The organism is Nocardia sp. CWNU-33, from assembly GCF_046764895.1.
Taxonomy (GTDB): Bacteria; Actinomycetota; Actinomycetes; order Mycobacteriales; family Mycobacteriaceae; genus Nocardia.
In genome coordinates this window covers 25,503-46,138 of record NZ_JBKOQN010000016.1, presented here as the reverse complement: position 1 = coordinate 46,138, position 20,636 = coordinate 25,503, and the positions used below count along the sequence as shown (strand labels likewise).

Below are 20,636 nucleotides of genomic sequence, written 5' to 3'. Positions count from 1 at the left end.
GGCCACCGCTTGCGGGCCCGACGCCGGGGCCGCCAAACGGCTGGTATTGCTCACCGGATGTCCTCCTGTCGTTGAACGAGCCGTTGCAACAACCTGTCTCTATCTACATCATCGCGAGCGACGGCAATAGCGGTACGCGCGAGCGCTAGTGCGCCGTCGGTGACCGCACGATCCGCCGAGGCGTTGATACTCGCCGCGGCGAAGCCGGGCTGATGTGTCACCGCCCCACCGGCGTCTATGCCGATGACCGGATGGATGCCCGGAATGACGTTGGTGACGTTGCCCATGTCCGTACTCCCGAGCGGTCGCTGCGCCTCGAGCTCCGGTGCGATCGGCACCCGGCCCAATTCGACGATCTGCTCGCGATAGGCAAACAGTAATCCCGGATCGGGAGTTAGCTCGGTATATGTCGGCGCAACCGTCCGTATTTCGTGCGTGCAGCCGGTCGCCAGAGCGCCCGCCTCGAAACAATCCGCTGCTCGTTGCATCAAATTGTCGAGAGATGCGGAGTCGGCTGCACGTAGGTAATACAGCAATTCCGCACGTCCGGGCACAATGTTGGGGGCTACGCCACCGTCGCTGACTATACCGTGCAGTTGCTGACCAGGCAGAAGATGCTGCCTCAGCAACCCGAGGGCTACCTGTGCGACCGTCACCGCATCACCGGCGTTGCGACCCAATTCCGGCGCGGCGCTCGCATGCGCCTCGCGCCCGTGGAAGGTCACCGACAGATCCGCAAGGGCCAGCGAGCGCGCGCCGACGATGTCGAACGGGCCGGGGTGCACCATCATCGCCATCGCGATGTCGTCGAAGACGCCGCGTTGCAGCATCAGCACCTTGCCGCCGCCACTCTCCTCGGCGGGCGTCCCGAACACCACGACGGTGATCCCGAGCGCATCGGCGACCTCGGCGAGACCGATCGCAGCGCCGACCGCCGACGCCGCAATGATGTTGTGTCCGCAGGCGTGTCCGATCTCCGGTAGCGCGTCGTATTCAGCGCAGATGCCGATCGTCAGCTCGCCGCTGCCGTAGGTGGCACGGAAGGCGGTCGGCAGGTCGGCAACGCCGGTCTCGATCTCGAAACCGCGCTCGGCAAGCGGCGCGATGGTCTTGGCGGCGCTTCTGGTTTCCTCGAACGCCAACTCCGGTTCGGCATGGATCGCGTGCGACAGGCCGATCAGCTCGGCGGCCGCGGCATAGATCGCGGCATCCGCCGCCTCGACCGCACCCATCCGCCCAGCGTGGTGGTCGCTGCGCGATTCAGGGAGCCCGCTACGCGGTGGTGGCATGGAACACAGTGTCGCACTGCGCCGGTTATAGGGCGCAGGCCACGTCAGTCCGACTGCTCACATCAGGGCGTGATCACGGGTTATCCGGCGGCGAATGCCAGATTCTCCGGGGTGGTCGGGGTAGCGAGGCCGGCAAGCGCGTTGGCGTGCAGTGCACGCTTGATCACCGGCAGGTTCGGTTTGCGGTTGCCCGCCAGTGCCGCGGCCCGCGCGATGGCAGCCCCCAGCAACGCCTCGGCGTCGGCCTTGTCGTCGACGATGCCCGCGGCGATCGCCTGATCCGCCGAGTAGCGGTGGCCAGTGGTCATGGCCTGCAAGGCGACCTGGTTGGAAAGCCGCTCGGTGAGCAGTGCATTCATGCCGACGGTGAACGGCATCCCGAGGTGGACCTCGGGCAGGCAGTAGAAGCCGCGGTCGGCGCGCATCACGCGGAAGTCGTGCGAGGTGGCAAGCATCGCACCCGCACCGAAAGCGTGACCGTTGATCGCGGCCACCGTCGGCATCGGGAAGGCGAGCAGCCGGGTGTAGAGCGAGTGCACACGGTCGAGGTAGCCGTGGATCTTGTCCAGATTGCCGAACAACCAGTCGGTGTCGAGACCGTTGCTGTAGAACTTCCCGGTCGCGGTGGTCACCAGCGCGGCAGGCCCCTCGGACGCTTCGACCTCGTCGAGCAGGCCGTGGAATTCGTCGATCCAATCAGGATGGAAGCGGTTCTCGCTATCGGCCTGACCCTCGTTCCCGAGGTAGACCACGAACACATCTCCTTCACGTGACAGATACGCCATGCGTGCAGCGTATCGGGTGCGGAGCACCAGCCCTACTCGCGGGTAGCTTGCGCCGGCGAGGTGCGTGGACACCCGCACAGCGCCCAGTTGCGAGCATCACATGAGCACCCTCGGCGGAGCCGCTCTACAAGCCGAGCTCGCGGCCCGCCCCGGGTACCGAAGCGGTGCACCGATGTCGCGAGCGCCCCGCCGCCCGCACCCACGTGATCCGAGCGACGCGCCGAAGTCACGAGCGTCCCCGCCAAAGCACCCACCACGGAGCGAGTCTTACGAGCGACCGTTCGCGGCCGGCTCGCGTCCGAGCGGCCGAAGCGCATGTGACGAAGTCGCGAGTCTCGGCCGCTCGGACGCGAGCCTTCGGGGCCGCAACCACGCAGCGCCGCAGGCGCTGCAAATCAAACCCAGCTATCGTGACCTTCATGCTTGCCGAACAGGCCGCCGAGGCGATCGCCGAACGTACGGGAGTCAAGCGTCACCGAGTTGCGGTGGTGCTGGGGTCGGGGTGGCAGGAGGCGGCCGCGGAGATCGGGGCGGCGACTACGTCGGTGCCGATGCCGGAGCTGCCCGGGTTTGGGACGCCGAGTGCGCAGGGGCATGTCGGCATGGTTCATTCCGTTGCGGTCGGCGAGACGCCGGTGCTGCTGTTGATGGGCCGCCAGCATCTGTACGAGGGCTATCAGCCTGCTGAGGTCGTGCATCCGGTGACCGCGGCCATTGCCGCCGGTGCGGAGACGGTGGTGTTGACGAATGCAGCCGGCGGCATCCGTGACGGATTGCGTGTCGGTGAGCCCGTGCTGATCGGCGACCATCTGAACCTGACCGGTCGCACGCCGCTGACCGGTGCGACCTTCGTCGATCTCGTGGATACTTGGGATCCCGAATTGCGTGCGCTGGCAAGAGAAATCGACCCGAGCCTGACCGAGGGTGTGTATGCGGGACTGACCGGGCCGCAGTACGAGACGCCCGCCGAGATTCGGATGCTGCGCACGATCGGTGCGGATCTGGTCGGCATGTCGACGGTGCTCGAGGCCATTGCGTGCCGCGCGCTCGGCGCACGGGTACTCGGCATCTCGCTGGTCACCAATCTGGCCGCCGGTGTCACGGGTGCGCACCTTTCGCATGCCGAGGTGCTCGCCGAAGGGCATGCGGCCGCGCCGCGCCTCGGCAAGCTGCTGCGTGGCGTGCTGGAACGGCTGTAGATGCTGCGCTTCGGCACGGCCGGGCTGCGCGGGCCATTGCAGGATGGGCCCGATGGCATGAATCCGACGACCGTCAGCAGGGCGACGGCCGGTCTCACCGCATGGTTGCGCGACCGTTGTCTCGGTGGCGGTGCGGTGGTGGTCGGTCGCGATGCCCGTCACGGCTCGGCCGAATTCGCGATCGCGACAGCGGAGATCTTTGCCGCCGCCGGCTTTCCGGTGACGCTGCTGCCGCGCCCGCTGCCGACGCCGGTCGTCGCATACGCGGTTCGGGAGCTGGGAGCCGTTGCCGGAGTGCAGATCACCGCATCGCACAACCCGGCGACCGACAACGGCTACAAGGTGTATCTGGACGGTGGCTCGCAACTGATCTCCCCGGCCGACACCGAGATCGAACGCTGCATCGAGGCGGTCACCGAACCGATTGCCAGGACCTCGGTCACCCCCGCCGATGATGATCTTGTGCGCCGATACCTCGATCGGGTGGCCCAGTTGCCGAAACTCATCGGCGGTCCCGGTGAGCGCTCCGATATCCGGATCGTGCTGACCCCGTTGCACGGTGTCGGCGGCGATACCGTGGTGAAAGCCTTGGCGGACGCCGGATTTGCCCACGTGCACGTCGTCGGCGAGCAATTCGCGCCCGACGCCGACTTCCCCACCGTCGCGTTCCCGAACCCCGAAGAGCCGGGCGCCACCGACCTTTTGCTCGCCACCGCCGAGCGGATCGGCGCGGACATCGCCATTGCCCTCGACCCGGATGCCGACCGCTGTGCCGTCGGCATCCCCGATGGCAGCGGCGGCTGGCGCATGCTGCGCGGCGACGAAACCGGAGTGCTGCTAGGGGATTACGTGCTGCGCACCGCACCGCCGGACTCGCTGGTGGCCACCACCATTGTCTCCTCGCGACTACTTTCGAAGCTCGCCGCCGCCCGCGGCGCACGCTATGCGGAAACCCTGACCGGCTTCAAGTGGTTGGCCCGAGCAGGAGACGGCCTGGTCTACGCCTACGAAGAGGCCATCGGCCATTGCGTCGACCCGGCCACGGTGCGGGACAAGGACGGCATCTCCGCGGCCGTCCTCGCCGTCGACCTGGCCGCCCGATTGAAGGCCGTCGGCCGCACCCTGGCCGACGAACTCGACGACTACGCGCTCGAATTCGGCGTACACGCGGTCGATCAGGTGTCGCTGCGCCTTCTTGACGCGGCCGCAGCCGCCGCCGTCGTCGACCGCTTACGCGCCGCCCCGCCCGGCGAGGTCGCGGGCGACCCGATGGAATACACCGACCTGCTACAGGCCCGCGGCCGAATGCGTACCGACGCACTGATCTTCGAGAGCGCCACCGCACGCATCGTCGTCCGCCCCTCCGGCACAGAGCCCAAACTCAAGTGCTACCTCGAAGTAGTCCACCCCGCCCCCACCCGCCAAACCTTGCCCGCCGCCAAAACCGCCGCAGCCCAACACCTCTCCACCCTCCGAACCTTCTGCGAACAGCTCGCCCACTAGCGCCACGCGAGCGCAGTGAAAGGGTGGCTCCCACCCCCGAACCACCCACCATTCCACTACGCTCGCCGCCGAGACTGCGTGGAACGCAACCACAGCCAGTCCTCACGCTGGAAGCCGCTGCCTGTCTACCCAGGCTGCGGAAGCAGAAAGTCGGGTACGGCACATGACGTGCCCAGCACTGCCCGGAACACCGCCGGGACGTGAGTTCACATGTCGAGCCGGGCACGCTACCCAGCTTCGGCTGACCAGTTCACGGTGTCGCACTGGGAGGTGAACTGGGCGAACTGTTCCGCGCGCTCGATGGGGAGGGGTCAGCGCGGGCCGAATTGGCGGTCGCCTGCGTCGCCGAGGCCGGGCACGATGTAGGCGTCGGCGTTCAGGCCTGCGTCTACGGCAGCGGTGACGAGACGGACCGGGAACCCTGAATCTTCCAGTGCGGCAACGCCTTCAGGTGCAGCTACGACGCAGACTGCGGTGATGTCGGTGGCGCCGCGAGCGGCGAGCAACCCCAGGGTGTGGCACATCGAGCCGCCGGTGGCCAGCATCGGGTCGAGCACGTAGACCGGGAGCTCGGAGAGGTCCTCTGGTAACGACTCCATGTAAGGGACGGGCTGGTGGGTCTGTTCGTCGCGGGCGATGCCGACGAAGCCGACCCTGGCATCCGGAATCAGTTCGGCGGCCGCGTCGATCATGCCGAGGCCCGCGCGCAGGACCGGCACCAGCAGTGGCGGTTTCGCCAAGCGCACGCCCTCGACCGGCGCCACCGGGGTGGCCACCTCGAATCGGGCGACGGGGGCTTCGCGCAGCGCCTCGTAGATCAGGATTCCGGTGAGATCGCGCAGTGCGGCGCGGAAGGCCGGGTTGGCCGTCCTGGCATCGCGCATCGTGGTCAGCAGGGCGGCGGCGAGTGGGTGGTCCACGGTGTGCGTGTGCATGAGTGAACGATAAGGTTGGCAACGAGTTCGACGTCGAACCTCCGGCGGGGGAATTTTTTCGATGGGGCTGGAACCGATCCGGAAGGCAGCGCGTCGAACTAGGTGGATGACGTACTCTGCCTGGGAAGAAAACAGATGGGGGAAGCACTATGCGAAAGATGTCGGCCGACACCGAGGGCATCGCAGCCTATGGTGCGTCCGCCCACACCATGGCCGCGGAGATGGCGGCGGCCAGTGCGGGCGCGGCGGGCGCCGATCCCGCCTTACTCGGTCCCATCATGGGCTTGATCGGCGGTGATTTCATGGCCGCCTATGCCGCTGCCCATGCCGGGCACGTCGCGGCGATCGGCCAACTGTCGGCCGTGCTGACGACCGTGGGTGGGGCCGCGACCGGCGCTGCTGTCGTCCTCGGCGAAACCGACCAGACCAATGCCGCCGCGATCGACAGCGCAGATTCCGGACTGGGCGAGTGACCCGATGATCGATATCAGCGTGCTGGCCAAGCCACTGCTCGACCTGCTCTCCAGCTTCGGCTCGGGAGTCCTGCCCACCGACGGCCCCTCCGGTCAGCTGCAGTCCACCTCGAGCATCATCGACCAGATCCACGCGTTCGGCCGCAACAGCATCAACAGCATGAACGAGGCGTGGGACGGTCGGGCTGCCGATTCCGCCACCGCGAAGGCGTTGCGTGTGCAGACCTCCGCCGCGACCATCTCCGATCGCGGCAACGACATGGCCACGGTGGTCGATCAGGCTGCCGCCCAGGTCGAGACCGGGCAGAAGGAACTGAGCGCAATCGTCGAGTCGTTCGTGAACACGGCGTCCGCTCTCGGTCCGACCATCGCGACGCCGGAAGGTCTCGCGGTGCTCGTCGGCTCCGCGATCGACCATCTCGGCCAGGGCTTGAACGTGGTCGGGCGGGTGCGCAGCGAACTCGATACCCAGACCGCGAGCATGACCGAATTGACCCCGCCACCGTCGACGGCGCCCGCGACGCTGCCCGCCGGTCTGGCAGGCGGTGCGAGTGCGCTGGCCAGCGGTGCGAGTTCGGGAGCGCAGCAACTGCTCTCGACGCTGACCAGTGTCGGCGGTTCCGCGGGCAGCATGCTCACCAGCATGGCGACCCCGTCGATGTCCGGCTCGACACCATCCAAATCCGGCTCGTCGCCCAGCACACCTGGCCAGCAGAAACCCAACAGTGGTTCGGCGGGCCAGACGCCGGACGGCAAGGGCGTGAAGGTCACGCTGCCGGACGGCAGCGTCGTCGAGGCGCCGAACGAGCAGGCCGCGCAGGCGGTTCGCTCCGCGCTCGGCGCCGTCGGCACGCCATATGTGTGGGGCGGCACCAGCCCGGGCGGCGGGCTGGACTGCAGCGGGCTCACCCAATATGCATACGGCGAGGCAGGCGTCGAGCTGCCCCGACTTGCCCAAGAACAGGGCAATGGGCACATGGGGGTCTCCCCCGGTGACCTCATGCCCGGCGACCTGGCCGTGTGGGACGGCCATGTCGCCATGGTGATCGGCAACGGGCAGTTCGTCGAGGCGGGTGACCCGGTCCAGATCAGCTCGATTCGAACGGAGAACATAGGCATGGACTTCTACGGCTTCTACAGGCCGACCACATGAGTGAGCGCAGCGAGCAAATCAATGACACAGCGCCATCGGGCATGACGGAGACGATCGCCGGCGAGGCGCAGTCATGACCGAACCGAAGCCCCCGGCCGTCCCCAATGTCACGGTGGCGGCGAGCACCAACCGGTCCGGCACCATCTCGGTGCGCGCCACCGATCAGGGCATGCCGGTGGAGATCAAGTTCGAGCGCAGCGAATACCGTTACGGCGCACAGACTCTGGCGGACGAAATCCTGCGGCTGACGAAGCGCTCCACCGTCGCTGCCCGCGCCCGCAGGCGCGAAGTACTCGCCGAGGCCGGCCTGCCCGCCGACATTCTGGACCGGCTCAACCTGCCGACCCGCCAGGCTGCGGTGGACGAACTGGACCGGATCGATGACGCCGACACGGGACCCACGAGCTGGATGAGGCCGGTATGAGTGAGCGAAGCATCGACACCGTCGCCCCTGCGATCATGACGGAACCGAGCGCCGGGGAGGCGCAGTCATGAGCGCGGAGATGGACGCTCTCGTCGCCAACGCGACGCAGAAGTTGGAGGCATTGGAGGCCGCGCTCTACGGCCTCAAGCAGGTGCGCGGCCGGTTCCGCACCGAGGACGGCGCGGTCAGCGCCGAGGTCGACAGCGATGGCGCGCTGGTCGCGCTGACCCTGTCGGAATCGGTCACCACGCTGCCTCCCGCCGAGGTCGGCCAGCTCATTGTCTGGGCCTGTAAGCAGGCCGCGGAGGACGCGGGCACCCAGCGCTCGAAGGTCGTTGCGACACTGAACGAGTCGTTTGTCCCGGCCGCCGAGGGGGCTCAGGGAACAATTGGGGGCGGGCCGGATAGTGCCTGACGCGGAAGGTCGATAGGCTTCCGCTCATGGCTTCTGGAGACATCGTCCCGATCGAGCTCGGCCTGACCGACGGCGATCTCGTCACCCTGTGGGCACCGCGCTGGCGCGATGGTGACGACGAGTGGGAGGCGTTCCTCGGACACGAGGACTCCCTCTACGGTTTCGAAACCGTCGCGGAGCTGGCCGCCTTTATCCGGACCAACTCCGACAACGACCTCATCGACCATCCGTCGTGGAAGGTCGTCGCCGGTCTTTCTGCGGTGGAGCTGGAGCCGGAGGAGAACTTCACCTTCGATCTGGTCGCGGTGCCGGAGCTGGCCGCGGGCGATCCCGATGTCGATACCATCGCGGAGCTGGAAGACACCCTCGCCATGGTGCGCAACATCGGCGAGGTGTGCGAACTGGAGACGGTGACCAAGTTCTTCGGTTCGCACCCCGTCCTCGGCGCGCTGCCAGGTGGGGTGAGCGCCTTCGTCGGACGCGACGGCGAAGACCTGTGGGATCAGATCGGCGCCGCCATCGCCAAGGGCTGGGACGACGTCCTCGATGCCATCGACTCCGTGGTGCAGACCCCGGATGTCGACCCCGAGGCCGTCGCGGTCGCGGAGGCGGAGCTGCTCGCGGCCGAGGAGAACGTCGTCGACGCCGACGACGCGGCCGACAGCGAGGAAGAGGAAGAGTTCGAAACCGTCGACCTCGACGCGGACGACGAAGACGAAGACGAAGAGGACGAAGACGAAGAGGACGAGTCGTTCTGGCACGAGGTCGGCATCGACCCGGTCAAGATCGTCACCGCCGACGGCAACTACTTCACGCTGCGCTGTTACCTCGACGACGAGCCGATCTTCCTCGGCAAGAACGGCTCGATCACCGTCTTCGGCTCCGAGCGGGCGCTGGCTCGCTACCTGGCCGATGACCACGAGCACGATCTGTCGCGGGTGAGCACCTACACCGATGTGCAGACCGCCGCCGTCGACGGCTCGCTCGAGGTCGAGGTCACCGACGAGAATGTCTACGTGCTGCCCGGCCTGGCCGACGATCTGGCCGAGGGCCCGGAGGCGGTCGATGTCGAGCAGCTCGATCTCGCGGTCGAACTGTTCACCGACGCCGCCGACTATGCCGACGACGACACCGTGGAGCAGGCGCTCGCCCAGTCCAACCCGCTCGGCTGGTACGTCTCCTACCTGCTGAACCCGGACCCGAACCGGATGGCCCCCAACCCACCGTTCACCGCCGAAGCCCAGAGCTGGCGGGAGCTGGAGCGCAACTTCGAGAGTCGGCTCGCACCGCAGTGACTGTTCGAACGCTCCAAATTCCCGCTCGATTCAACGGCCCGCCCGGCTCCGGCAACGGTGGCTATGTGGGTGGGCTGCTCGCCGCGCAGCGCGACGATGCCGCGGTGACGGTGATCCTGCGCGGCCCGCCGCCGTTGGACACCGCGCTGCAGATGCGTGCGGGCCGGTTGTACGACGGCGACACCCTGCTCGCCGAATCGCGAGCGGGTGAGTTCGAACGGGACGCCCCGCAGCGCGTGTCGTTCGACGACGCCGAGGCCGCCGCCAGCTCCTACCAGAGCAACGAACTGTTCGCGCACTGCTTCGTCTGCGGCAGCGCTCGCACCGATGGCCTGCGGATTCAGGCGGGCGTTGTCGGCGACAGATTGGTCGCCGCACCATGGGTTCCCGACGATTCGCTGCCGCTGGAGACCGCCGTGCTGTGGGCCGCGATGGACTGCCCGGGCGGCTGGTCGCTGCCGGGGATGTTCGAGCGGCCCGCCGTGCTCGGCTCGATGACCGCCACCGTGCACGCACTGCCCGAGGTCGGCGAGCGGTGTGTGGCCGTCGGCGAGAATCACGGCGAACAAGGCCGCAAGTCCTTCGCTTCGACGGCCGTGTACGGTGCCGACGATCGACTACTCGGCCGGGCCGAGCAGATCTGGATCCGCCTCAACTGAGCCGGACCACGCGCACCCGGCAAGCCGGACACGCGCGAAAGCCCTTGCCACCCTGGCTATCCGAGCAAAACTGCGTAACCCGGCTTGATGATGTCGTCGATAATGCGCAGACGTTCCGGGAACGGGATGAAGGCCGACTTCATGGCGTTGATGGTGAAACGTTCCAGGTCGCTCCAGCCGTAGCCGAAGGTGTCGACCAGCTTCGCCATCTCCTTGCTCATGCTGGTGTCGCTCATCAGCCGGTTGTCGGTGTTGACGGTGACGCGGAAACGCAGTCGGGCAAGCAGGTCGAAGGGATGCTTGTCCAGCGAGGGGACCGCACCGGTCTGCACGTTCGACGACGGACACAACTCGAGCGGAATCCGCATATCGCGCACATAGTTTGCAACCAGGCCGAGGCTGGCGTCCTCGATCGCGCCCGGCACAGCGATGTCGTCGGTGATCCGCACGCCGTGGCCCAGCCGGTCGCAACCACAGAAGGCGAGGGCCTCGTGGATCGAGGGCAGACCGAAGGCCTCACCCGCGTGAATGGTGAAGTGCGCACTGTTGGCGCGCATGTATTCGAAAGCATCGAGATGTCTGCTCGGCGGGAAACCCGCTTCCGCGCCCGCGATATCGAAACCGCCGACGCCACGATCACGGAAACGCACGGTGAGCTCGGCGATCTCCCGCGAGCGCGCCGCGTGCCGCATGGCGGTGAGCAGGCAGATCACCACGATCGGGCGGCCCTCCGCCGCGGCCGCCGCCTCGCCCTCGCGGAAGCCGGCCAGGGTGTGCTCGACCACCTCGTCCAGGGTCAGGCCGCGCTCCAGGTGCTGTTCGGGCGCGAAGCGTACCTCGGCGTACACCACGCCGTCGGCGGCCAGGTCTTCCGCGCATTCGCGAGCGACCCGGCGCAAACCCTCCGGTGTCTGCATCACCGCGACGGTGTGGGCGAAGGTTTCCAGATAGAGCTCCAACGAACCGCTGTCGGCCGCGTCGCGGAACCACGCGGCCAGCGCCGTCTCGTCGGAGGCGGGTAGGTCGTCGTAACCGCAATCGGCGGCGAGCTCCAGAACCGTTGCGGGTCGCAGGCCACCGTCGAGGTGGTCGTGCAGCAGCGCTTTGGGAGCTTGGCGGATCGAGGCAAGGGTCAAAGGCATCGGTCCTGTCATGACCACACGTTAGCTGCATGTCACCGCCGCGGCAGCGCACTTGGTGCGCGTCATCACTTGTGATTGCCCTCTCGGGCGCGCCGCGTCGAGACGTCGACCTCATCCGCATTGCTCGAGTGGCCGTTCGCCGCCGGATGCAGTAATCGGGGCCACGCACCGAAACCGCCGCCGACGTGCTGGCGTTCCCGACCGGCCGCATCGGGCATCCGATTGCGGTGGCGACGGGTTCCCTTGGCAGCCAAGGCATTCGACCGATGTGCGTGCCAACATCGGCACATCAGGAGGCCGCCGATGATCATGATGGCGGAGGAGACTTGTTGCTACGAGACAAGTCAGGCAGGCAGCCACGGTGGGCAGCCCGGCAAGCGCAACCATGTGGTCGGCGGCATGGCGATGCCCACGTCGGCGCGCGGGCGCGGCAAGGCTGGTAGCCCCATTCAGTACCGGATCACGGTCGGCCCCGGAGATGCCGACCGAGTCAATGACCGATTCGTCCGAGAATCAACGGCGTGTCCAGCTTCGGTCCCACCTCATCGATCGTGATAGCTCCTTCCAGCGCGGCGACAGCGCCGGAGAACGCCTCCGGAGTATCGGTATGCAGGGTGAGCACGGGTTGGCCCGCGGTGACGGAATCACCCGGCTTGGCATGCATCTCGATGCCCGCACCGGCTTGCACCGGGTCGCCCTGCCTGGCGCGGCCCGCGCCGAGCCGCCATGCGGCAATACCGACACCCATGGCGTCGAGGCCGGTGAGCACCCCGTCGTGCTCGGCGCGCACGATTTCGGTGTGCTTCGCGCGGGGTAGCGGCGCGTCCGGGTCGCCGCCCTGTGCCTGGATCATGGCGCGCCAGTGGTCCATGGCGCGGCCGTCCGCCAGTGCATCGGCGGGATCGACGTCGAGCCCGGCCTGCGCGACCATCTCCCGAGCCAGGGTGAGGGTCAGCTCAACGACATCGGCAGGACCGCCGCCCGCGAGCACCTCCACCGACTCGGCGACCTCGAGCGCATTGCCCGCGGTGCGTCCGAGTGGAGTGTCCATCGCGGTCAGCAGCGCGACCGTTCGCACGCCCGCGTCGGTGCCGAGTTCGACCATCGCCGTCGCCAATTCGCGTGCGCCCTCGATGGTCTTCAAGAACGCGCCCGCGCCGACCTTCACATCCAGCACCAGCGCGGCGGTGCCCTCGGCGATCTTCTTGCTCATGATCGAACTGGCGATCAACGGAATAGATTCGACGGTCCCGGTGACATCGCGCAACGCGTAGAGCCGCTTGTCCGCGGGAGCCAGATCGGCGCCCGCCGCGCACACCACGGCGCCGATGTCAGGATCTGTCAATATCTCGCGCATCCGCGGCACTGTCACATCGGCCCGCCAGCCCGCGATGGCCTCGAGCTTGTCCAACGTGCCGCCGGTGTGGCCGAGCCCACGCCCGGACAGCTGCGGCACCGCCGCACCACAGGCCGCGACCAACGGCGCCAACGGCAGCGTGATCTTGTCCCCGACGCCGCCCGTCGAATGCTTGTCCACCGTCGGCCGCGGCAGATCGGTGAAGTCCATCCGACGGCCGGAGGAAATCATCGCGGCGGTCCAACGCGCGGTCTCGCGCCGCGTCATCCCCCGCCAGACAATGGCCATCGCCAACGCGGCCATCTGCTCGTCGGCCACCGCCCCCTTGGTGAATCCGTCTACCACCCAGTCGATCTGCGCGTCCGACAGCTCCCCGCCGTCCCGCTTGGTGGTGATGATCGAAACCGCGTCCCATGCCGTCACAGCCGCCAGTCTGGCATGGGACACGTTCGAGCCCTGGTTCCTGTCGGTGGCCTCCGATAGCTTCGCCGCATCATTCGTTCGAGGGCTGGGCCGATAGTTACTGCTGCCCGGCGTCCAGGTCGTCGGGACCGAAGGCATCGGGCAGCAAGGTTCGCAGCGCAACGGGTCCGGACTTGTGGTCGATCAAAAGATCGGCGCCGCCGTGCTCGTGGAGCAACTGCCGGCACCGCCCACAGGGCATCAGGATTTCGCCGCGAGAATCGGCCACAGAGACCGCTATCAAGCGGCCGCCACCACCCGAAAATAAGTTACCGATGAGTACGCATTCGGCACACAGGCCCAACCCATATGAGACATTTTCCACATTGCATCCGCTTACAATTCGACCGTCGGCACTGAGCGCCGCCGCGCCGACCGGGAACCGCGAGTACGGCGCATAGGCGTTGCGCATAACTCGAATTGCATTGTCGCGCAATATATTCCAGTCGATTTCCGACATCGACGACCTCCCGTGAACCAGCCCGAATCAGGCCGCGCGAGGGCTGCCGCGCAACCCTTCACACATCAAGAAAGGTAAACCTAACTCTCCGGAATGTCGCGCAACGCACGGCACGCCGAATTAGTTCCGGCATTGCGAGGGGATTAGAGTCCACAACAGATCGGTTCAGGTTCCCGGCGGCGGGCCCCGCGTTAGCTCTTTGGCACAGCAAAACGCAGCCACCTGGGCATTCGCCCCTTTTTGCATGCCGGCGTCGGATCTGTAACCGGGTCCATCAACGACGTTGGAGGCGACCGCACTCTATGACCACGATAGAAGCTCCGGCACAGCCGAAGCGGAAGACGCTGTACCGAGGCGACCCCGGAATGTGGTCCTGGGCGCTGCACCGGATCACCGGTGTCACCATCTTCTTCTTCCTCTTCGTGCACGTCTTGGACACCGCACTGGTTCGGGTCAGCCCCGATACCTACAACGAGGCGATCGAAACCTACAAGAACCCCATCGTCGCGCTGATGGAGATGGGTCTTGTCGTCTGCGTGCTGTTCCACGCGCTCAACGGCGTCCGCGTGATCCTGGTCGACTTCTGGTCCAAGGGACCGAAGTACCAGCGTCTGATGCTCTGGATCATCCTCGCGGTCTGGTTCCTGCTGGCGGTACCCGCGATCGGGCGCCAGTTCTTCTACCTGTTCACGGAGCACTGATCACTATGAGCGCACCCGTTATCGGTAAGTCCTATGACCGGCCTGCGAGCCTCGATCTGCCTCGGTCCCCGCGGTCGCGGTCGAACGGCAACTTCGAGAAGTACGCGTGGCTGTTCATGCGGTTCTCCGGCCTGCTGCTGATCGTGCTCGTGCTCGGCCACATGGCGATCATGCTGCTGCTCGACGGCGGCGTGAAGCGACTGAACTTCGCCTTCGTGGCCGGTCGCTGGTCCAGCCCGTTCTGGCAGTTCTGGGACCTCACCATGCTGTGGCTGGCTCAGCTGCACGGCGGCAACGGCCTGCGCACGGTGATCGCGGACTACTCCCGCAAGGACTCGACCCGGTTCTGGCTGAACACCGCGCTGGCCATCTCGATGGTCCTCGTGGTTGGCGTCGGCACCTACGTCATCTTCACCTTCGACCCCAACATCAGTTAGGAACAGGCCACCTCCGATGAGTGAGCGCAGCGAACGAATCATCGACACGGCGTGTTTCACACATGCCGGAACCGAGCGCAGCGAGGTGCAGGCATGAGTGAATCGCGGATTCAGGAGCATCGCTACGACGTCGTGATCGTCGGTGCCGGTGGCGCCGGCATGCGCGCGGCGATCGAGGCCGGGCCCCGTACACGTACCGCCGTGCTGACCAAGCTGTACCCGACCCGCAGCCACACCGGTGCGGCGCAGGGTGGCATGTGCGCCGCACTGGCCAACGTCGAAGAAGACAACTGGGAATGGCACACCTTCGACACTGTCAAAGGTGGTGACTACCTGGTCGACCAGGACGCCGCGGAGATCATGGCCAAGGAGGCCATCGACGCGGTGATGGACCTGGAAAAGATGGGTCTGCCGTTCAACCGCACGCCCGAGGGCAAGATCGACCAGCGCCGCTTCGGCGGGCACACCCGCGATCACGGCAAGGCCCCGGTCCGCCGCGCGTGCTACGCCGCCGACCGCACCGGTCACATGATCCTGCAGACCCTCTACCAGAACTGCGTCAAGCACGACGTGGAGTTCTACAACGAGTTCTACGTGCTCGACCTGGTGCTGACCGACTCCGACCGCGGCCCCATCGCGACCGGCGTCGTCGCCTACGAGCTGGCCACCGGCGACCTCCACGTCTTCCACGCGAAGTCGATCGTGTTCGCCACCGGCGGTTCGGGCCGGATGTACAAGACCACCTCGAACGCGCACACGCTGACCGGTGACGGCATGGCGATCGTGTTCCGCAAGGGTCTGCCGCTGGAGGACATGGAGTTCCACCAGTTCCATCCCACAGGTCTGGCCGGACTCGGCATCCTCATCTCCGAAGCCGTCCGCGGTGAGGGCGGCATCCTGCGCAACGCCAGCGGTGAGCGCTTCATGGAGCGCTACGCCCCCACCATCAAGGACCTCGCGCCACGTGACATCGTCGCCCGCTCGATGGTGCTCGAAGTGCTCGAGGGCCGCGGCGCGGGACCGAACAAGGATTACGTCTACATCGACGTGACCCACCTCGGCGAGGACGTGCTCGAGGAGAAGCTGCCCGACATCACCGAGTTCGCCCGCACCTACCTGGGTGTCGACCCGGTGACCGAGCTGGTGCCGGTCATGCCGACCTGTCACTACGTGATGGGTGGCATCCCGACCAAGATCCGCGGCGAGGTGCTGCGCAACAACACCGACGTGGTGCCTGGCCTGTACGCGGCGGGCGAGTGCGCGTGCGTCTCGGTGCACGGCTCCAACCGTCTCGGCACCAATTCGCTGCTGGACATCAATGTGTTCGGCCGCCGCGCGGGCATCGCCGCCGCGGAGTACGCGCAGCGCTCCGAATTCGTGGACATGCCGGAGAACCCGGCGCAGATGGTGCAGGACTGGCTCGCATTGATCCTGTCGGACCACGGCAACGAGCGCGTCGCCGACATCCGCACCGAGCTGCAGTACACGATGGACATGAATGCCGCCGTGTTCCGCACCGAGGACACCCTCAAGCAGGCCCTCACCGATATCCATGCACTCAAGGATCGCTACAAGCGGATCACGGTGCAGGACAAGGGCAAGCGCTACAACAGCGACCTGCTCGAGGCCGTCGAGCTGGGCTTCCTGCTCGAGCTGGCCGAGGTCACCGTGGTCGGTGCGCTCAACCGCAAGGAATCACGCGGCGGCCACGCCCGCGAGGACTACCCGGACCGCGACGACGTGAACTTCATGCGGCACACGATGGCCTACAAGGAGGGCGCGGAGCTCATCTCCGATATCCGCCTGGACTTCAAGCCGGTAGTGCAGACCCGCTACGAGCCGATGGAGCGTAAGTACTGATGACTGCTGTAGCCGAAGCACCCTCATCACAGAAGCCCGCGCCGATCCCCGAGGGTTCGGTCATGGTCACCGTCAAGGTTGCCCGGTTCAACCCGGAGGACGACAAGGGCGCGCACTGGGAGTCGTTCCAGGTGCCGGTCCTGTCGACCGACCGCTTCCTGAACGTGCTGATCTACATCAAGTCCTACCTGGACGGCACGCTCACCTTCCGGCGCTCCTGTGCGCACGGTGTGTGCGGCTCCGACGCCATGCGGATCAACGGTGTGAACCGGCTGGCCTGCAAGGTGCTGATGAAGGACATGCTGCCCAAGGACGGCAAGTCCATCACCCTCACCGTCGAGCCCATCCGCGGCCTGCCCGTGGAGAAGGACCTCGTGGTGAACATGGAGCCGTTCTTCGACGCGTTCCGCGCGGTGAAGCCCTACCTGATCACCTCGGGTAACGAGCCGACCCGCGAACGCATCCAGAGCCAGGCCGACCGCGCCAGGTTCGACGACACCACCAAGTGCATCCTCTGCGCCTGCTGCACCACCTCCTGCCCCGTGTACTGGACCGACGGCAGCTACTTCGGCCCGGCCGCGATCGTGAACGCCCACCGCTTCATCTTCGACAGCCGCGACGAAGCCGCCCGCGAGCGTCTCGACATCCTCAACGACGTCGAAGGGGTCTGGCGCTGCCGCACCACCTTCAACTGCACCGACGCCTGCCCCCGCGGCATCGAGGTCACCAAGGCCATCCAGGAAGTCAAGCGCGCACTGCTGTTCGCCCGCTAGTCCTTTCCGACCCGGTTCCGTAAAACGAAGGCCGCCTCCATCGAAAGATGAAGGCGGCCTTCGTCGTTCCCGTAAGCGGGCCGCTCTCCACATCTGGCACAAGGGATTCGGGCGGCGCGGAACCGACGGGTATCGCCTCCCGCGCCGCCGGTCACGGCAACTGCTGTAGCCCGGCGGCGGTGAGCAGGTACTCGGGGGCGCTGGTCTCGGGGTCGGCCCGAACCAGTTCCACCAGGGCGAATCCCGCTATCTCAGGGGTCAACAGGTCGCCTGATGCCTGCAGGAATTCCTCTTCGGTGCGACCGCTGCGGGCCGCGTAGGCCCGAAAGCCTCGTCTGCCCACGTCTCCGTGTGGAGTCATCCTGGGCATGATCGTCGTCACGGTGATGTCCAGGCCGCCGCGGCGCGATTCATCTTGTGTGTACGCCGCGATGAAACGCTGAGTGGCCTTGGACCCGGCGTAACCACCGCTGGCAGGTGATCCGTTGATGGCGGCCCCGCTGCTCACCACCACCACCCTGCTGCCAGGCGGCAGTGGCTTCAGCAGTGCCTCCCGAAGCCAGGTGAACGCGATCTTGACGTCGGAATGCCAGTTCACGGAGAAGGTTTCCCACGTCTGGTGCTGGAGCGGACGCATGACCGGGTTGGCGCCGGCGATCAGGATGAGGACCTCCGGCTCGTATCGGTCCAGCAAGCTCCATGCCACCGTTGCGTCTGCCGCATCCGCGGTTTCGGTCCGAACGCCGGCATTGGTCGCCGCCAGCTCGGCGAGTTCAGAGCCGGTCCTGGCGACGGCAACCACGGGAGCACCCGCCTCGGCGAATGCTGCAGCGATCCCTCGACCCAGGCCGCGACCGGCGCCGACGACGAGTGTGGTCCGGCTCGACAGGTCACTCATGGCCCGACCGCCCAGTCCCGGCCACGATCAGGTTCCGCAAACTGCCGTTGATATAGGAGCCCCACGCATCTGAACAGGCATCGAAGCACTCGTACTCCGGGACCAAACCGACGTGCGTGAAGCGAACCTGTGTCCCTTCATCTTTCTCGGACAGCTCGAAAGAAATACTTGTGCCCTTCCACTCGGTTCTGTCTTCGACAAAATTTGGGCCACCTTCGACAACAAGCCACACGACCCGTTCGCCGGGGATGGCTTCCGTTATCCGCTGCTTGGAATGGTGTAAATCTTGGTAGCGGTAGGTGAACTCATCACCGAGTTCGCTGGTACCGCCTTCGATCTCCCCCGACCACCAGCCGCGAACGTTGGTGATGGCACTGAATACTTCTTCCGGCGTTCGATCGACCGTGAAGGTGGTTGTGTAGCTTTCTGCATTCATGGTTCGCTCCATTTCCTGGTGGTGCCGGGTGTTGTTCATGCCACAACAGGTGTTGCGACAAAAGACGCGTTCTGGCGCTCGAGCGCTTTGGCGGCACCGCCGAGCCAACCCTCGGCCACGGACGCCGACATCGGATCGGGGAAGATGTCCTCCTCGCCCTTCTCCAGTCCGTCGAAGATGCCTCGTGCCGCGGACTCCGGCGCAGCCTTCGGAATGTCGAAGGCCGCGTTCATTTCCGTGTCGACGGGGCCGGTCAGGACGGCATGAACGCGCACGCCCTGACCTGCCAGCAGGGCGCGCAACGATTGCGACAGGGAGAACGCGGCCGCCTTGGAGATCGAGTAGGCCGGAATCACCGGCAACGGGGCCAAGGCGGCCAGCGAAAGACCATTGACGATGGCGCCGCCAGAACGGGTGAGCAGGGGCAGGAAGGCCAGGGTCACGTCATACATGCCGTAGAAGTTGACGGCGAGGGACTGGTCGATCGCGGCACGATCGCTCACGTCGTCGTACAAACACATGCCCGCGTTGTTGATGAGAATGTCGAGGGATTCGACGCTCTCGACAGCTGCCCGAATCTGCTCGGCGTCTGTCACGTCGAGCGTCAGCGGTGTGACGCGCGCGTCCGGGTGGTCCATGGGCTGGCGTGTCCCCGCGTACACCCGCCGGGCACCTCTGCGCAGGGCCTCCTCGACCAGCGCCTTTCCGATACCGCGGTTGGCACCGGTCACCAGAACCACTTTGTCGGCGATTGTCATACACACTCCTAGCAACGAATCACACTGTCGAAGAGGTAGACACCGAGCCGTCGAGAAACTGGGCGCACAGCCACCGCCCAGTTCGCGGCTCGGCCGGTGTCTATACAGAGGTCGACTAGGAGAGCTGGAGAAAGACGTGACGCGAGGGTGGAGTGATGGCACGTGGTGAGCGCCGACTTGATCGCCAGGGCGCGGGCCGGAGACGGCGCCGCGTTCCGAGAGCTGACCGAACCACACCGTCGCGAACTACAGGTGCACTGTTACCGCATGCTCGGGTCCTTCCAGGACGCCGAGGACGCACTGCAGGACACGCTGCTGGCCGCCTGGCAGGGCCTCGACGGGTTTGCGGGACGCGCCTCGATCCGCACCTGGCTCTACCGGATCGCCACCAACCGCTGCCTCAACGCGTTGCGCTCGGCAAGCCGACGCCCGGCCAAGGAGTGGGACATCCCCGGAGTTGAGCCGCCGGAGCCGAATCGGCTCGGCGAAGTCGTCTGGCTGGAGCCGTATCCCGATGCCCTCCTCGAGGGTGGGATCGACGTGCCCCTCGGCCCCGAGGCGCGCTACGAACAGACCGAATCGATATCCCTGGCCTTCGTGACCGCGCTACAGATCCTGCCTGCCCGCCAGCGGGCCGTCCTCATTTTGCGAGAGGTCCTCGGATACCACGCCGACGAGGTGGCCGACATGCTCGATGTGACCGTCAGTTCGGTCAACAGCCTCCTCAAACGAGCCCGCGCCGGCCTTCAGCAGCGGCTGCCGCCGAGCGAGGACCCGGCGCCCGCGCCGCACTCACCTGCCGAGCAAGCACTCGCGGCAAAGTTCGTCAGCGCCTACCAGGCCGGCGATATCGAAGCGCTTGTCGCACTGCTCACCACCGATGTTCGCGTCTCCATGCCGCCGATTTCCCTCGAATACCACGGCCGTGACGCCGTGGCCCGCTTCTACGCCAGCATCATCGGCCAGGGCCGGACCTATGACTTCGTGCCGACGCGGGCGAATGGTCAGCCTGCCTTCGGGGCCTACCTCCGCGCTCCCGACGGCATCCGCCACGCGACCGGCATCATCGTCCTCACCCTCACCGGCGACCGGATTCGCGCCATCACCCGATTCGACAACAGCGTGCTCTCACGGTTCGGGTTGCCTCGATCACTCCCCGACTGATGCTCGGGATTCACCTGAGGCCGTCGCTCACCACCGTTGAAGCGCAAATCCCCTGGGC

The 20,636-nt window shown here is 66.4% G+C and carries 22 protein-coding genes; 13 read left to right on the top strand and 9 right to left on the bottom strand.

What is annotated here, in order from left to right; genetic code table 11:
• Window positions 1-50: 50 nt before the first annotated feature.
• The gene (locus ACLMAL_RS21925) at window positions 51-1,232 is read right to left on the bottom strand and encodes a M20 family metallopeptidase (RefSeq protein ID WP_412000783.1); all 1,182 of its coding nucleotides are present in this window, start codon (window positions 1,230-1,232) and stop codon (window positions 51-53) included.
• Between the two features lie 137 nt (window positions 1,233-1,369).
• On the bottom strand, window positions 1,370-2,074 hold the full coding sequence (locus ACLMAL_RS21920) for an enoyl-CoA hydratase-related protein (protein WP_412000782.1): 705 nt from the start codon (window positions 2,072-2,074) through the stop codon (window positions 1,370-1,372).
• A 419-nt stretch (window positions 2,075-2,493) separates the two neighbouring features.
• Here ACLMAL_RS21920 and ACLMAL_RS21915 point away from each other — a divergent pair, with 419 nt between their 5' ends.
• Together ACLMAL_RS21915 and ACLMAL_RS21910 are read left to right on the top strand one after the other, a co-directional pair.
• Window positions 2,494-3,273, top strand: coding sequence for a purine-nucleoside phosphorylase (locus ACLMAL_RS21915; protein WP_412000781.1), 780 nt, complete (start codon window positions 2,494-2,496; stop codon window positions 3,271-3,273).
• Complete coding sequence (locus ACLMAL_RS21910) at window positions 3,274-4,776, top strand: phospho-sugar mutase (protein WP_412000780.1); 1,503 nt, start codon at window positions 3,274-3,276, stop codon at window positions 4,774-4,776.
• 311 nt (window positions 4,777-5,087) lie between these two features.
• Here ACLMAL_RS21910 and upp read toward each other — a convergent pair whose 3' ends face one another.
• The gene (gene upp / locus ACLMAL_RS21905; RefSeq protein WP_412000779.1) at window positions 5,088-5,711 is read right to left on the bottom strand and encodes a uracil phosphoribosyltransferase; all 624 of its coding nucleotides are present in this window, start codon (window positions 5,709-5,711) and stop codon (window positions 5,088-5,090) included.
• A gap of 149 nt (window positions 5,712-5,860) precedes the next feature.
• Between upp and ACLMAL_RS21900 the strand changes: the two genes are divergently transcribed.
• The 6 genes from ACLMAL_RS21900 to ACLMAL_RS21875 all read left to right on the top strand — a co-directional run bounded on the left by ACLMAL_RS21900 (window position 5,861) and on the right by ACLMAL_RS21875 (window position 10,130).
• The gene (locus tag ACLMAL_RS21900; RefSeq protein ID WP_412000778.1) at window positions 5,861-6,184 is read left to right on the top strand and encodes a hypothetical protein; all 324 of its coding nucleotides are present in this window, start codon (window positions 5,861-5,863) and stop codon (window positions 6,182-6,184) included.
• A gap of 4 nt (window positions 6,185-6,188) precedes the next feature.
• Window positions 6,189-7,337, top strand: a complete 1,149-nt coding sequence (locus ACLMAL_RS21895) for an NlpC/P60 family protein (RefSeq protein WP_328409614.1) — start codon at window positions 6,189-6,191, stop codon at window positions 7,335-7,337.
• 73 nt (window positions 7,338-7,410) lie between these two features.
• A complete protein-coding gene (locus ACLMAL_RS21890; protein WP_328409612.1) occupies window positions 7,411-7,761 on the top strand; it encodes a hypothetical protein in 351 nt (116 codons plus the stop codon).
• 67 nt (window positions 7,762-7,828) lie between these two features.
• Window positions 7,829-8,176: a YbaB/EbfC family nucleoid-associated protein gene (locus ACLMAL_RS21885; protein WP_328409610.1), complete on the top strand. Its 348-nt coding sequence runs from the start codon at window positions 7,829-7,831 to the stop codon at window positions 8,174-8,176.
• 26 nt (window positions 8,177-8,202) lie between these two features.
• Window positions 8,203-9,471 (top strand): primosomal protein, encoded by a 1,269-nt coding sequence (locus ACLMAL_RS21880; RefSeq protein ID WP_412000777.1) that lies wholly within the window; start codon window positions 8,203-8,205, stop codon window positions 9,469-9,471.
• Window positions 9,468-10,130: a hypothetical protein gene (locus tag ACLMAL_RS21875; protein WP_412000776.1), complete on the top strand. Its 663-nt coding sequence runs from the start codon at window positions 9,468-9,470 to the stop codon at window positions 10,128-10,130. Before ACLMAL_RS21880 ends, ACLMAL_RS21875 begins: the two co-directional genes overlap by 4 nt.
• 56 nt (window positions 10,131-10,186) lie before the next feature.
• On the opposite strand, the gene ACLMAL_RS21870 is transcribed toward ACLMAL_RS21875, so the two are convergent.
• From ACLMAL_RS21870 to ACLMAL_RS21860, 3 genes are all read right to left on the bottom strand, one after another.
• Window positions 10,187-11,284 (bottom strand): adenosine deaminase, encoded by a 1,098-nt coding sequence (locus ACLMAL_RS21870; RefSeq protein ID WP_328409604.1) that lies wholly within the window; start codon window positions 11,282-11,284, stop codon window positions 10,187-10,189.
• Window positions 11,285-11,762: 478 nt separating this feature from the next.
• Window positions 11,763-13,052, bottom strand: a complete 1,290-nt coding sequence (locus ACLMAL_RS21865; RefSeq protein WP_412000775.1) for a thymidine phosphorylase — start codon at window positions 13,050-13,052, stop codon at window positions 11,763-11,765.
• 97 nt (window positions 13,053-13,149) lie between these two features.
• A complete protein-coding gene (locus tag ACLMAL_RS21860) occupies window positions 13,150-13,551 on the bottom strand; it encodes a cytidine deaminase (protein WP_328409600.1) in 402 nt (133 codons plus the stop codon).
• A 302-nt stretch (window positions 13,552-13,853) separates the two neighbouring features.
• On the opposite strand from ACLMAL_RS21860, the gene sdhC reads away from it, so the two are divergent.
• From sdhC to ACLMAL_RS21840, 4 genes are all read left to right on the top strand, one after another.
• Window positions 13,854-14,252, top strand: coding sequence for a succinate dehydrogenase, cytochrome b556 subunit (gene sdhC / locus ACLMAL_RS21855; RefSeq protein ID WP_328409598.1), 399 nt, complete (start codon window positions 13,854-13,856; stop codon window positions 14,250-14,252).
• Between the two features lie 5 nt (window positions 14,253-14,257).
• Window positions 14,258-14,689 (top strand): succinate dehydrogenase hydrophobic membrane anchor subunit, encoded by a 432-nt coding sequence (locus ACLMAL_RS21850; protein ID WP_364906174.1) that lies wholly within the window; start codon window positions 14,258-14,260, stop codon window positions 14,687-14,689.
• Between the two features lie 93 nt (window positions 14,690-14,782).
• Window positions 14,783-16,549, top strand: coding sequence for a succinate dehydrogenase flavoprotein subunit (sdhA, locus tag ACLMAL_RS21845; RefSeq protein ID WP_328409594.1), 1,767 nt, complete (start codon window positions 14,783-14,785; stop codon window positions 16,547-16,549).
• A complete protein-coding gene (locus tag ACLMAL_RS21840; RefSeq protein WP_328409593.1) occupies window positions 16,549-17,322 on the top strand; it encodes a succinate dehydrogenase iron-sulfur subunit in 774 nt (257 codons plus the stop codon). Before sdhA ends, ACLMAL_RS21840 begins: the two co-directional genes overlap by 1 nt.
• 151 nt (window positions 17,323-17,473) lie before the next feature.
• Here the strand turns inward: ACLMAL_RS21840 and ACLMAL_RS21835 are convergent, their stop codons facing one another.
• The 3 genes from ACLMAL_RS21835 to ACLMAL_RS21825 are packed head-to-tail and all read right to left on the bottom strand — an operon-like array spanning window position 17,474 to window position 19,414.
• A complete protein-coding gene (locus ACLMAL_RS21835; RefSeq protein WP_412000774.1) occupies window positions 17,474-18,220 on the bottom strand; it encodes an SDR family NAD(P)-dependent oxidoreductase in 747 nt (248 codons plus the stop codon).
• Window positions 18,213-18,656, bottom strand: a complete 444-nt coding sequence (locus tag ACLMAL_RS21830; RefSeq protein WP_412000773.1) for an SRPBCC family protein — start codon at window positions 18,654-18,656, stop codon at window positions 18,213-18,215. The genes ACLMAL_RS21835 and ACLMAL_RS21830 overlap by 8 nt, the downstream gene beginning before the upstream one ends.
• A 35-nt stretch (window positions 18,657-18,691) precedes the next feature.
• The gene (locus ACLMAL_RS21825) at window positions 18,692-19,414 is read right to left on the bottom strand and encodes an SDR family NAD(P)-dependent oxidoreductase (protein WP_412000772.1); all 723 of its coding nucleotides are present in this window, start codon (window positions 19,412-19,414) and stop codon (window positions 18,692-18,694) included.
• 162 nt (window positions 19,415-19,576) lie between these two features.
• Here ACLMAL_RS21825 and ACLMAL_RS21820 point away from each other — a divergent pair, with 162 nt between their 5' ends.
• Window positions 19,577-20,578, top strand: a complete 1,002-nt coding sequence (locus tag ACLMAL_RS21820; protein WP_412000771.1) for a sigma-70 family RNA polymerase sigma factor — start codon at window positions 19,577-19,579, stop codon at window positions 20,576-20,578.
• Window positions 20,579-20,636: the final 58 nt, after the last annotated feature.

Coding starts and splice junctions, on each gene's coding strand:
- ACLMAL_RS21925 (WP_412000783.1), bottom strand. CDS start 1,232: ATGGGTGCGGTCGAGGCGGCGGATGCCGCGATCTATGCCGCGGCCGCC.
- ACLMAL_RS21920 (WP_412000782.1), bottom strand. CDS start 2,074: ATGGCGTATCTGTCACGTGAAGGAGATGTGTTCGTGGTCTACCTCGGG.
- ACLMAL_RS21915 (WP_412000781.1), top strand. CDS start 2,494: ATGCTTGCCGAACAGGCCGCCGAGGCGATCGCCGAACGTACGGGAGTC.
- ACLMAL_RS21910 (WP_412000780.1), top strand. CDS start 3,274: ATGCTGCGCTTCGGCACGGCCGGGCTGCGCGGGCCATTGCAGGATGGG.
- upp (WP_412000779.1), bottom strand. CDS start 5,711: ATGCACACGCACACCGTGGACCACCCACTCGCCGCCGCCCTGCTGACC.
- ACLMAL_RS21900 (WP_412000778.1), top strand. CDS start 5,861: ATGCGAAAGATGTCGGCCGACACCGAGGGCATCGCAGCCTATGGTGCG.
- ACLMAL_RS21895 (WP_328409614.1), top strand. CDS start 6,189: ATGATCGATATCAGCGTGCTGGCCAAGCCACTGCTCGACCTGCTCTCC.
- ACLMAL_RS21890 (WP_328409612.1), top strand. CDS start 7,411: ATGACCGAACCGAAGCCCCCGGCCGTCCCCAATGTCACGGTGGCGGCG.
- ACLMAL_RS21885 (WP_328409610.1), top strand. CDS start 7,829: ATGAGCGCGGAGATGGACGCTCTCGTCGCCAACGCGACGCAGAAGTTG.
- ACLMAL_RS21880 (WP_412000777.1), top strand. CDS start 8,203: ATGGCTTCTGGAGACATCGTCCCGATCGAGCTCGGCCTGACCGACGGC.
- ACLMAL_RS21870 (WP_328409604.1), bottom strand. CDS start 11,284: ATGACAGGACCGATGCCTTTGACCCTTGCCTCGATCCGCCAAGCTCCC.
- ACLMAL_RS21860 (WP_328409600.1), bottom strand. CDS start 13,551: ATGTCGGAAATCGACTGGAATATATTGCGCGACAATGCAATTCGAGTT.
- sdhC (WP_328409598.1), top strand. CDS start 13,854: ATGACCACGATAGAAGCTCCGGCACAGCCGAAGCGGAAGACGCTGTAC.
- ACLMAL_RS21850 (WP_364906174.1), top strand. CDS start 14,258: ATGAGCGCACCCGTTATCGGTAAGTCCTATGACCGGCCTGCGAGCCTC.
- sdhA (WP_328409594.1), top strand. CDS start 14,783: ATGAGTGAATCGCGGATTCAGGAGCATCGCTACGACGTCGTGATCGTC.
- ACLMAL_RS21840 (WP_328409593.1), top strand. CDS start 16,549: ATGACTGCTGTAGCCGAAGCACCCTCATCACAGAAGCCCGCGCCGATC.
- ACLMAL_RS21835 (WP_412000774.1), bottom strand. CDS start 18,220: ATGAGTGACCTGTCGAGCCGGACCACACTCGTCGTCGGCGCCGGTCGC.
- ACLMAL_RS21830 (WP_412000773.1), bottom strand. CDS start 18,656: ATGAATGCAGAAAGCTACACAACCACCTTCACGGTCGATCGAACGCCG.
- ACLMAL_RS21825 (WP_412000772.1), bottom strand. CDS start 19,414: ATGACAATCGCCGACAAAGTGGTTCTGGTGACCGGTGCCAACCGCGGT.